Genomic DNA, 11,598 nt, shown 5'->3' on the forward strand with positions numbered 1-11,598 from the left:
CCGGGGGGCCGTCCTCGTGCGGCAGGTCAGCCGTTGACGCGGACCTGCATGAACCCGTCGTGGGCGCTGGTGCTCACCACGGTGATGCGGGTGCCGGTCTTCGGCACGTCCACGCCGGTCCAGCCGGTGGCGTCCGGCTGCTCACCCACCGCCACGTACCAGTCCTTCGTGTCGTCGAAGGTCGGCACGGCGGGCAGCCCGCCGTAGGTGCCGGCCACGCCGCTGTCCGGGTCGTGCAGCGTGATCCGGTCCGTCGCCTGCCGCCCGAAGGTGGAGTCGTAGGACTGGATGCGCGACCGGAAGGCCTCGCCGGCGATCCCGTTGTCCTCGTCGTCCGTCGGCTCGTAGAGCAGGCCCGGGTGGGCGTCGACCGGCAGGATCAGCCCGCCACCCGGGTGGGCGCCGACGTTGTTGTCCGCGTACTGGGTGTTCCAGTAGCTGATCAGCAGGCCGTCCTGGTACGGCAGCCGCTCGGCCCAGTCCGGACGAGTCGGGAAGCCGAAGTTGTACGGGCCGGTCTGCAGGCCGGCGTCGTAGCCGGTGTAGGCGCGGTTCTCGGCGATGTAGGCGTTGAAGAACGACTGCGTCGCCGAGCCCGTGGTGGTGGTGAACCCGTTCAGGGTCCAGGCCGTCACCGGGGTGCCGTCGATCGCCACGGCGTCGACCAGGAAGCCGGGCTCGGTGGCGGCGCCGTCGGTCCAGTAGCGGAAGCCCACCTGGGCGCCCGCCGGGACGCCGGCCAGGCTCGCCGACAGGTCGACCCACTGGCCACCGGTGCTGCCGGTGATGCCGTGACCGAAGTTCTGGCCGTTGGGATCGGTCGTGACCGACCGGTTGGTCGGCAGCGGGGTGAAGGTGCGGCCACCGTCGGTGGTGTAGACGGCGTAGGCGTAGTCCCAGTCCTGCTCGATCTGGTAGTTCACCTTGGCGGTGAGCGTCCCCGCGCCGGCGGGCAGCGCGGTCAGCATCGAGTGGTCGAGGTCGTCACCCTGGCCCGAGTACCAGAAGTCGGAGCCCTCGAAGGGAGTGCCGACGGTCGTGGTGACCTCGCGCTCCGGCAGCACGACGATCAGCGCCTGCGCCTGCTTGGTGGTGGATGTCGACGGGCCGAGGCGGGTGTCGGCCCGGGCGCCCGGCGCCACGACCTCGTAGTCCAGCCAGCCGAGCTGCAGCTTCTCCCACGCGCCCATGTGGATCGGCTTGGTGCCGATGCCGTCGGCCGGCTGGCCGCTGTTGCCGTAGGAGCCCGACGACATCAGCGTCCAGAAGGCGGTGCTGTTCTCCGCGCCGCCGCTGTTGCCGGAGGTGTCGTAGAGGTCCGGCAGGCCGAGGTCGTGGCCGAACTCGTGCGCGAACACACCGACGCCGCCGTTCTCCGGCTCGACCGTGTAGTCGCCGATCCAGTACTTCGACTGGCCGACCCGCGTGCCGCCGAGCGGGTTCACCGCGCCGTCGACGGTCGGGCCGCCGGCGCCGACGCGGGTGGTCTGGTTGTACCAGCGGTGCGACCAGATCGCGTCCTCGCCGAGCGCGCCGCCGCCGACCTCCTCGCCCATGCCGGAGTGCACGGCCTGGAAGTGGTCGATGTAGCCGTCGGCCTCGTCGAAGTCGCCGTCGCCGTCGTGGTCGTACCGGTCCCAGACGTCGAACTGCGAGAGGTACCCGTCGATCTCCGCGGCCGTCCTGCCCGAGGCCAGCTGGTCGGCGTACCAGGTGTTGACGGTCTCGTTGACGAACTCCCACGGCCGCCGGCCGTCGTCACCCTCGCCGTAGTAGGTGGCGGGGTGGTCGTCCAGGGTCACCCAGTCCTCGACCTCGCCGGTGACGGTGTACCGGCCCGAGGACAGCTCCTCGTAGAAGTTCGCGACCGAGTTGACCCCGTCCGCGGAGCTGTAGAGCAGCTGGTCGAAGTAGGGCTGAGAGAAGTCCTCGGCCCAGATCGTGGTGTTGTCCACGCTCCGGTCCGGCCGGGGGATCTCGTTGTGCGGCAGGTCGCCGAACTCGCCGAGAACCGTCCAGATCGCGTCGCTGTCCTCCTGGGCCAGCTCCACGTACTGGCCCTTGGCGACCTCGACGACCTTGTTGTCGCCGGTCGGCGTGGCCTGGCCGGAGACGACCTGCTCGAGGGCCTCCTGCCGCAGCTCGCGCTGCTTGTCACCCAGGGGGTTGGGCAGGTCGTGCGCCCGGGCGGGGGCCGCGCCGGGGTCCTCCTGTGGTGGTGCCGCGTACGCGGTCGTGGGCAGGGCGACCGCGACCAGCGCGGCACCCACGACCAGGGGAAGAGCTCTCTTCTTCAAGGACCGTCTCCCATGTCGGACGAGGACCGCCGACCACCGGTGGGGAACCACCGGCGATCACTCTGGGGCAGCCCGCGAAGACGTTAGGTAGCGGGAGTAAATATGTCGACAATCCGTGACCAAACAGTGACGAACGAGACCGCTCAGTCCGTGCGACACGCTCTTGACCTGCGGTGATGGCCACGCTACGGCGTGTCACTGGTTGCGCTCAGTGCTGCGCGAACTTCCGCTTTGCGGAGAGCGGAAGTCTCGCTAGGTTGTGGCACACGGCACAGAGCACCGCGGATCGCCGGCCTCGTTCGGTCGCTCCTGGGTGCGACGTGCGCCGTCACTCCCGAGAGGACCGACCGACCCCGTGAGAGACCTGCGTTACCTGACGCGAGCCGTGCTCTTGGCCGCCCTGTCCGCACTCGTGTTCGTGGGCCTCGTCGGCCCCGCGAACGCGGCCCCCTCCACCCAGCCCACGAGCAGCGCCGATTGCGCCCGGGTGCCGCTGAACAAGATCTCCATCCAGCTCTACACCTTCGCGGGCTACATCGGCTCCGGCTCCGGGGCGCAGGCGCGCCACGAGGAGGTCCTGCGTGAGCTGAGCGAGATGGGCTACCGCAACGTCGAGCCGTACACCCTGAGCGGCTGGACCGCCGAGCAGTACGCGGCCCTCCTGGACCAGTACGGGCTCAAGGCGTCGGCCCGCCACGTCGACGTGGGCTCGCAGGAGAGCCCTGCGGACATCGACCGGATCCTCGAGGAGAACCGCGTCCTCGGCATCAAGTACTTCGGCTCCGGCAGCACCGCGGGCGCCCCGTGGGTCGGGCAGCTCAAGACCGAGGCCGACTGGGTCGCCTACGCCGAGTACCTGGACGCCGTCGGCGAGCAGGCCCGCAAGGCCGGCCAGACGCTGATGATCCACAACCACGACTTCGAGTTCACGACCGTCTTCGGCGACCGCACCGCGTTCGACATCCTGATGCAGCACACCCAGGCCAAGAACGTCGTCTCCCAGCTCGACCTGTACTGGGTGACCTACGCCGGCCGGGTCTCCGGGACCGGCCTCGACCCGGTCGACGTCATCGAGGAGTACGGCAACCGGATCCAGCTGTTCCACGTCAAGGACCTCAACCCGGCGCTGAACAACCGGATCGAGATCGTGGGTCGCGGCACCATCGACTTCCCGGAGATCTTCGCCGCCGCCGGCGGGAGCACGAAGTACTACGTCGTCGAGCACGACCCGCGCTTCACCGACCCGACGTTCGACCCGTTCAAGGCCGCCGAGGAGGGCTTCGCCTACCTCACCTGCACGAACGGCTGAGCTACGCCGCAGGCGCTCGACGAGGGGCGGTCCCGGACTCCCGGGGCCGCCCCTCCGCGCGTCCCAGCGCGAGCCAGGAGAGAACGGCGGTCGTGACACACACCGCCAGCCCGAGGACCGCGATCGTCGCGTACCCGCCGGCGTCCGGCGCGGCGCCGAGCAGGGTCGCGGTCAGCGCGCTGCCGAGCGCGAAGCCGACGTAGCGCAGGACCTGGTTGAGGCTCGTGGCGCTGCCGGTCTCCGACGGCGGCACCGCGGCGACCACGAGGGCGGGGAACGCCGCGAAGGACGCGCCCACCCCGAGCCCGGCGACGGCCATGACGGCGAACAGCTGCCACAGGTCCGTGCGGGTCAGCCCGAACAGCACGAACGCGCCGGCCTGCACGAGCGCGGCGACCGGGAGCACCAGGTGCTGCCGCCCGCGGTCGGCCAGGACCCGGGCGAGCCGGCCCCCGAGCACGCTGGCCGCCGAGAACGGCAGCAGCACCAGACCGGCCACCAGCAGCGAGGCGCCGAAGCCCGGGCCGGGGGTGGCCGGCGTCTGGGCGAGGACGGGCACCGAGGACAGCAGCAGGTAGTTGGACAGGCCGACCAGCAGCGCCGCGACGTGGGCGGTGAGCGCGAGCCGCCCGCGGGCCAGCCGCAGGTCGACCAGCGGCGCCGGCGTCCGCGCCTCCCAGAGCACCCAGCAGGCGAGTGCCGCGACCGCACCGCCGGCCGGCAGCCACGGCGCCGGGGCGGTCCAGCCCTCCGTCTCGGCCTCGCCGAGCGCGACGAGCAGCCCGGTCAGCCCGGCGCCCAGCAGGAGCGCGCCGACGACGTCGAGCGGCCGCCGGGTCGTGGTCGCGGCCGGCGGCAGGACCGCGGCCGCGGCCAGCAGTGCGGCGAGGCTGACCGCGGCGCCGGCCCAGAACGCGGCGTGCACCCCGCCGAGTTCGGCCACCAGCCCGGCCAGCGGGTAGCCGAGGCCGACCCCGGCGACGACGGTGAGCGACAGCGCCGCGATCGTCGAGCGGGAGCGCTCGCCGGTCAGCGCCTCGCGGGCGGTGGCGATGGCCAGCGGCGTCAGCCCGAGCCCGAGGCCCTGCAGCGCGCGCCCGGCGACCAGCCACCCCAGGCCCAGGGGGAGGGCCGCCAGCACCCCGCCGGCGGTCACCACGCCCAGCACGGCGAGGACGACGCGGCGCCGGTGCGGCCCGTCGCCGAGCCGGCCCACCACAGGCGTGGCCACCGCGCCGACCAGCAGCGTGGCGGTCAGCGACCACTGGGCGTCGGGCAGGTCGGCGTCCATCGTGGCGGCGACCGCGGGGACCAGCGGCGCGCCCAGGCTGCTGATGACGGCGACGACCGTCCCCACGAAGACCAGGACGGGCACGAGGGCGCGCGGCGGGCGCGGCGGCGTCATGACCTCCAGGGTCCCAGGTCGTTGCTCTCCGCAACGGGTGGTGCCGGTCGCGCTGCCGGCGCCGTCCCCCTTGTCCCGGGCGGGGCGGGCCCCGACCATCCATCCCCTGCGACACGCACACCCGGACGGCCGACGGGGCGATGAGCCATGGACCTGCACCACACGGTCACGCACGGGAAGCACTACCGGCGCCGGACGCGCCGGCGCGGGATCGCGCTGGGCCTGGGGGCGGCGGTCCTCGCCGCGGTCGTGGTCGGCGCGCTCCTGTGGTCCGGGGGCTCCGGGTCCCCCGAGCCGCAGGCGGGCGCGGCGGCGACGTCGGCCGGTGCGGGCGAGCACGCACCCGGCGCGCACGCCGGGGACGCCGCCGCGCCGGCGGCGAGCGCCGCCGAGCCCGGGGTCGGCCCCGCGGTCCCGGTCGGCTCGTCGCCGCACCACCTCGCGGTCACCCCCGACGGCCGCTCCGCCTACGTCGCCGACCCCGTCCTCGGTGCCGTCCTCCGCATCGACCCCACCACAGCCGAGGTGAGGGCGACCGTCCCCGTGCCCCAGGCGCCGCCGCAGATGGTCGCCACCTCCCCGGACGGGAGCCGCGTCTTCGTCTCGGCCTACGACGAGGAGTTCTCCGCCGACGTCGTGGTCACCATCGACACCGCCACCGACACGGTGATCAGCGCCGTGCCGGTGGGTCGCGGCCCGTACGCCATGGCCACCGACCCCGACGGCCGGCTGCTCTACGTGTCCTACTACGACGAGGGCCACCTCGACGTCCTCGACGCCGCCACCGGGGCGCTGGTGGACCGGGTCGACGTCGCGCGGTCCCCGCACGGGGTCGCCATCGCGCCCGAGCGCGGGGCCGTCTACGTCACCAGCCACTTCGCCGACGTCGTGACCGCGCTGTCCCTCGGGGACCACCGGGTCCTGGCCACCGTCCCCGTCGGCGACGGGCCGCACGGACTGGAGACCTCGCCGGACGGGACGCGGATCGCGGTGGTCGGCTACATCAGCGACGACGTCACGATCATCGACGCGGCGACGGACGCCGTGGTGGCCACCGTGCCCGGCGTGGGCGCGGGGCCCCAGGACGTCACCTGGGCCCCGGACGGCCGCCACCTCTACACCGCCAACGTGGGGGACGGCACCGTGGCGGTGGTCGACGCCGGCACCGGCGCCGTCACCGCGCGGATCCCCACGGGGACCGACCCGACGAGCGTCACGGTGACCCCGGACGGGCGCCGGCTGCTCGTCACCAACTCCGGCGACGGCACGGTCCGCGTCCTCGACGTCGCCGGCGCCTGACCGCGCCCGGCACCGGCGGTGGCAGGCGGCACCGGACAGTGCCGTATCACCGGCAGGTCACGGTCCCGGCCCTGCCGGGGCCGCGATCTTGACGTTCCCCCTATCGTCCGTGCGCATGTGGCACACATCACACGGGGTGCTCCGGGAGCCGGTGGCGCCGTGCTGACCGTCGACCGGCTGCAGGTGAGCTACGGCGGCGTCGTCCAGGCCGTCCGGGGCGTGTCGATGGAGGTCCCCGACGGCTCGGTCGTGGCCGTGCTCGGGAGCAACGGCGCCGGCAAGACCACGCTGCTGCGCACCGTCTCCGGGACGCTGCGGCTGCACCGCGGCCGGGTCGACGCCGGCGCGGTGCGCTTCGAGGACACCGACCTCACCCGCCGCGACCCGGGCCAGATCGTCCGCCGGGGCGTGGTCCAGGTGCCGGAGGGGCGGCGGATCTTCGGCCGGCTCACCGTCGAGGAGAACCTGCGCGCCGGCGGCATGGGCAACCGCGACCGCGCCGCCAAGGCACGGGCCGTCACCCGCGTGCACGACCTGTTCCCGGTGCTGCGCGACCGCGCCGGGCAGCGGGCCGGGCTGCTGTCCGGCGGGGAGCAGCAGATGCTCGCCATCGGCCGCGCGCTCATGGCCAGCCCGCGGCTGCTGCTGCTCGACGAGCCGTCCCTGGGCCTGGCGCCCCGCGTCATCGGCCAGATCGGCGAGGTGATCGCCGAGATCAACCGGCAGGGGACGTCGGTGCTGCTGGTCGAGCAGAACGCGACGATGGCCCTCGGCGTCGCCGACCGCGCCTACGTCCTGGACGTCGGCGAGGTGTCCCTGTCCGGCGACGCCCGCGAGCTCGCCGCCACCGACGAGGTGCAGCGGCTCTACCTCGGGCACGCCGGCGCCGAACCGGCCGCCGAGCGCGTCGAGCGGGCTCCCCGCCGCACCCTCTCGCGGTGGACGGCGTGACCGCGGCGACCACCCGGGACGACGTCCCGCCGGTCGAGGTCGACGGCGTCAGCGTCGCCTTCGGCGCGATCAAGGCGCTCAACGACGTCTCGTTCACCGTCGCCCCGGGCGCCATCCACGCCGTCATCGGGCCCAACGGCGCCGGCAAGTCGACGCTGTTCAACGTCCTCTCCGGGGTCTACCGGGCCAGCGCCGGGGAGGTCCGGTTCGGCGAGGCCCGCCTGAGCGCGATGCGGCCGTTCCAGATCGCCGGCGTCGGCGTGGCCCGCGCGTTCCAGAACATCGCGCTGTCGGGCACGCAGACGGTGGCCGAGAACCTCATGCTCGGCCGCCACCACCTCACGAAGGCGGGCTTCCTCTCCTCCGGGCTGCGGCTGCCGCGGGCCACCCGGGAGGGGCGGGTCCACGGCGAGCGGATCCGCGAGATCGCCGAGTTCCTGGACCTGGGTGCCAAGCTGCACACCCCCGTCGGGGTGCTGTCCTACGGCGACCAGAAGCGGGTCGAGGTGGCCCGGGCGCTGTGCATCGAGCCCCGGCTGCTGCTGCTCGACGAGCCGGTCGCCGGGATGAACGCGCAGGAGACCGACCGGATGGCCGACGCGATCCGGGAGATCCGCTCGGCGCTGGGGATCTCGGTCATCCTCGTCGAGCACGACATGGGGATGGTCATGTCGCTGGCCGACCGGGTGACCGTCCTCGACTTCGGCCGCCGCATCGCCGACGGCACCCCGGCGCAGGTCCAGTCCGACCCCGAGGTCATCCGCGCCTACCTCGGCTCGGGCACCGAGGTCGGCCCCGCCGAGGCCGCCGGCCACCACGCCGCCGGCCGGCCCGCCGACCCCCGGCCCACCGACGCCCGGCCCACCGACGCCCAGCCCACCGCCGAGCAGTCCACCGCCCACGGCGCCACCGCCACCGACGCCCCGGGGAGCCGGCCGTGACCCAGTTCCTGTCCCTGCTGCTGAACGGCATCTCGCTGGGCGCCATCTACGCGCTCATCGCGCTCGGCTTCGTGATCATCTTCAAGGCCAGCGAGGTGGTCAGCTTCACCCACGGTTCGCTGCTGCTGCTCGGCGCCTACACGATCGCCCGGCTGTCGGACCCGATCGGCTTCCTGCCCGCGGTGCTCGTCGGCGTCGGCTTCACGGCGCTGGCGGCGTTCCTCGTCGAGCGGCTGGTCATCAACCAGCTCCGCGGGGCCCCGGTGATCAGCCTGGCGATCGTCACCATCGGCGTCGACATCATCATCCTGACCGAGCTCATCCGGCAGATCGGCCCGGACATCCTCAACGTCCCGCACCCGTGGGGCGGCGACTCGGTCCGCATCGGCAGCGTCGGCATCAGCGAGAACCGGCTGATCGCCATGGGCGTCGCCGGCGTCCTCATCGTCGCGTTCTTCGTCGCCTTCAAGTACTCCAGCTGGGGCGTGGCGATGCGGGCCTCGGCCGAGGACGGCGAGGCGGCCGCGCTCATGGGCATCCGGCAGGGCCGGGTGTCGGCGCTGGCCTGGATCGTCGCGGGGGTCCTCGCCGCGGTGGCGGCGCTGTTCCTCGTCGGCGCCCCGACCCCGGGGGTGAGCGCGGCGGCCTACACGGTCGCGCTGCGCGCGTTCCCCGCGGCGATCCTCGGCGGCCTGGACTCCACCGGCGGCGCGCTGGTCGGCGGGCTGCTCATCGGGATCACCGAGGCGCTGGTGGCCGGATACCAGGAGGAGCTGTCGTTCCTCGGCCGCGGCTTCGGCGAGGTCGCGCCCTACGTCGTGATGATCATCGTGCTGCTGGTCCGCCCCTCCGGCCTGTTCGGGACCAAGGAGCTGACACGTGTCTGACACCCTCTCCGCCCCCACCGGGGCGCGCGGCCGGACGACGGCGGCGGACGCCTCCGGGCCCGGCCGCTCCCCGCTGCTGCGCTGGCTCCGGCCGGTGCTGCTCGTGGCCGCCCTCGTCGTGCTGCTGGTGCTCCCGCTGTACGTCGAGGAGTTCTGGCTGCGCACCGGCTTCGCCGTCGCCGGCGCGATCGTCGGCGCGATCGGGCTGAACCTGCTGGTCGGCACCAGCGGCCAGCTGTCGCTGGCGCACGCGTTCTTCCTCGCCGTCGGCGCGACCACCTACACCTACGTCTCCGGCGAGTCCGGCGGCCTGGGCACCCGGGCGGCGCTGCGCGGCCTGGAGCTGCCACCGATCGTCGGCATGGTGCTCGGCGTGCTGCTCGCCGGCCTCGCCGGCCTGCTGTTCAGCCCGATCGCGGCCCGGCTGCGCGGCATCTACCTCGGCGTCGCCTCGCTCGGGCTGGTGTTCATCGGCGTCCACGTGCTCAACACCTGGACGCCGGTCACCGGCGGGTTCAACGGCCGCTCGGTGCCGGAGTTCTCGCTGTTCGGGTTCAGCTTCGGCAACAGCGACCCGACGCTGTTCGTCCTCGGCGTGCCCTACCGGGAGGCCGAGCGGCTCTGGTACCTCGGCATCGTCCTGGCGCTGGCCGCCTACGTCTTCGCCCGCAACCTGCTGCGCAGCCGGCCCGGCCGGGCGCTGGAGACGCTCCGCGACAGCGAGGTCGCCGCCTCGGTCATGGGCGTCAACGTGCAGGCCTACAAGGCGCGGGTGTTCATGGTCAGCTCCATGTACGCCGGGCTGTCCGGGGTGATGTACGCGCTGTCGATCGGCAGCATCGCGCCGGAGTCCTTCGGCCTGACCGTCTCGGTGCTGTACCTGGCGATGATCGTGCTCGGCGGGCTCGGCTCGGTGGGCGGCGCGGCGCTGGGCGCGGTGTTCGTCACCGCCCTGCCGCTGGTCTTCCAGCAGTTCGCCGACGTGCTGCCGCTCGTCAGCGCGCCCGGCGAGGGCGGCATCGCCGCCGGCACCGCCGCCCGCTACCTGTTCGGCCTGGCGATCGTGCTCGTCGTGCTCTTCGAACCCGGCGGCCTGGTCGGGATCGCCCACCGCTTCCGCCGCCGGGGACGCAGACCCGGCCGCGGATCCCCGAGCGCCACACCGGGCTCGGGTGCGCCCAGCACCGTCCCCGAACAGTCCGATCCACCAGCGCAAGGGAGCGCCAGATGAGAGCAGCAGTGCGTCTGCGGGGGGCCACCGTCCTGGCCGCCGTCACCGTCGTCGTCGTCAGCGGCTGCAGCACCCGGGCCGAGGACAGCGGCGGCGGCGGGGGAGGCGAGGGCGGCGGCGACGTCGCCACCGACGTCGGCGTGGAGGACACCACCATCCGGCTCGGGGTGCTCACCGACCTGACCGGCGTCTTCGCCGCGCTCGGCCAGGACATCACCAACGGCAACACCCTGTACTGGGAGGACAACCAGGTCTGCGACACCTACGACGTCGAGCTCGACGTCCAGGACACCGGCTACGTGCCGCAGACCGGCGTGCAGCTCTACAGCGCGATGGAGCCCAACGTGCTGGCGATGCAGCAGACGATCGGGTCGCCGATCAACACCGCGCTGGCCGGGGACTACGAGAGCGACCAGATCGTCAACTTCCCGTCGGCCTGGGCGCGCACGCTCACCGAGATCCCCGGCACCGGCGTCCTCGGCGCGACCTACGACGTCGAGATCGCCAACGGCTACCAGTACCTGTTCGACCAGGGGCTGCTGCAGGACGGCGCCACCGTCGGGCACATCTACTTCGAGGGCGAGTACGGGGAGAACGGCCTGGCCGGCACCGAGGCCGTCGCGGAGGCCCGCGGCCTGGAGGTGATCCCGGCGCAGATCAAGTCCACCGACCAGGACATGTCCGCGCAGGTCACCCAGTTCGCCTCGGCCGGCGTCGACGCGATCGTGCTGACCGTCGCGCCCACGCAGACCGCCTCGGTGGCCGCGGTGGCGCAGGCCCAGGGCCTCGACGTCCCGATCCTGGGCAGCAACCCGGTGTTCGCGCCGGGCCTGCTGCAGGGCGCGTCGGCGCAGTGGCTCAAGGACCACCTCTACGTGGCCTCGCCGGTCACCGCGTGGGACGCCCAGCCCGAGCTGCTCGAGCAGTACGAGGCGGCCTACCCGAACGTCACGCCGAGCCTCGGCGCGATCTTCGGCTACGCGATGGGCGACGTGATGAACCAGGTGCTCGACGCCGCCTGCGAGAGCGGCGACCTGACCCGCGAGGGCGTCGTCGCGGCGTTCGGCGAGCTGGAGGACGTCGACACCGGCGGCCTGCTGGTGCCGATCAACGGGTTCGAGACCGGCGTCTCGCCGAGCACGCAGAGCCTCATCCTGCGGCCGGCCGACGTCCCCGGCGGCGCCGAGGTCGTCCAGGAGGCGTTCGAGGGCGAGCTCGCCGCCCAGCTGGCCGGCTGAACCGGCGGAGCCGCACCCGGCGCCCGTCCCTCCCGGGGCG

The 11,598-nt window shown here is 73.4% G+C and carries 9 protein-coding genes; 7 read left to right on the plus strand and 2 right to left on the minus strand.

The genetic code is table 11. The annotated features are described in order from the left end of the window. Positions 1–26: 26 nt before the first annotated feature. On the minus strand, positions 27–2,297 hold the full coding sequence (locus ACI79L_RS02660; RefSeq protein ID WP_456935277.1) for an immune inhibitor A domain-containing protein: 2,271 nt from the start codon (positions 2,295–2,297) through the stop codon (positions 27–29). A gap of 355 nt (positions 2,298–2,652) precedes the next feature. Between ACI79L_RS02660 and ACI79L_RS02665 the strand changes: the two genes are divergently transcribed. After that, entirely contained in the window at positions 2,653–3,606 is a 954-nt protein-coding gene (locus ACI79L_RS02665) for a sugar phosphate isomerase/epimerase family protein (RefSeq protein WP_456935278.1), read from the plus strand. 1 nt (position 3,607) lies between these two features. Here ACI79L_RS02665 and ACI79L_RS02670 read toward each other — a convergent pair whose 3' ends face one another. Continuing rightward, positions 3,608–5,011, minus strand: a complete 1,404-nt coding sequence (locus ACI79L_RS02670) for an MFS transporter (protein ID WP_456935279.1) — start codon at positions 5,009–5,011, stop codon at positions 3,608–3,610. A 147-nt stretch (positions 5,012–5,158) separates the two neighbouring features. Here ACI79L_RS02670 and ACI79L_RS02675 point away from each other — a divergent pair, with 147 nt between their 5' ends. The 6 genes from ACI79L_RS02675 to ACI79L_RS02700 all read left to right on the plus strand — a co-directional run bounded on the left by ACI79L_RS02675 (position 5,159) and on the right by ACI79L_RS02700 (position 11,558). Continuing rightward, positions 5,159–6,310, plus strand: a complete 1,152-nt coding sequence (locus tag ACI79L_RS02675) for a beta-propeller fold lactonase family protein (RefSeq protein WP_456935280.1) — start codon at positions 5,159–5,161, stop codon at positions 6,308–6,310. A gap of 159 nt (positions 6,311–6,469) precedes the next feature. Further along, positions 6,470–7,261 (plus strand): ABC transporter ATP-binding protein, encoded by a 792-nt coding sequence (locus ACI79L_RS02680; protein ID WP_456935281.1) that lies wholly within the window; start codon positions 6,470–6,472, stop codon positions 7,259–7,261. Further along, a complete protein-coding gene (locus tag ACI79L_RS02685) occupies positions 7,249–8,202 on the plus strand; it encodes an ABC transporter ATP-binding protein (protein WP_456935282.1) in 954 nt (317 codons plus the stop codon). The genes ACI79L_RS02680 and ACI79L_RS02685 overlap by 13 nt, the downstream gene beginning before the upstream one ends. After that, positions 8,199–9,089, plus strand: a complete 891-nt coding sequence (locus ACI79L_RS02690; RefSeq protein ID WP_456935283.1) for a branched-chain amino acid ABC transporter permease — start codon at positions 8,199–8,201, stop codon at positions 9,087–9,089. Before ACI79L_RS02685 ends, ACI79L_RS02690 begins: the two co-directional genes overlap by 4 nt. Beyond that, a complete protein-coding gene (locus tag ACI79L_RS02695) occupies positions 9,082–10,320 on the plus strand; it encodes a branched-chain amino acid ABC transporter permease (RefSeq protein WP_456935284.1) in 1,239 nt (412 codons plus the stop codon). Before ACI79L_RS02690 ends, ACI79L_RS02695 begins: the two co-directional genes overlap by 8 nt. Positions 10,321–10,328: 8 nt before the next feature. Then, a complete protein-coding gene (locus ACI79L_RS02700; RefSeq protein ID WP_456935285.1) occupies positions 10,329–11,558 on the plus strand; it encodes an ABC transporter substrate-binding protein in 1,230 nt (409 codons plus the stop codon). The last annotated feature ends 40 nt before the right edge of the window (positions 11,559–11,598 follow it).

The sequence above is a fragment of the Geodermatophilus sp. SYSU D00684 genome (assembly GCF_054050455.1).

Excerpts from the sequence above, each read along its gene's own strand:
- ACI79L_RS02670 (WP_456935279.1), bottom strand. The coding sequence starts at position 5,011 with ATGACGCCGCCGCGCCCGCCGCGCGCCCTCGTGCCCGTCCTGGTCTTC.
- ACI79L_RS02675 (WP_456935280.1), top strand. The coding sequence starts at position 5,159 with ATGGACCTGCACCACACGGTCACGCACGGGAAGCACTACCGGCGCCGG.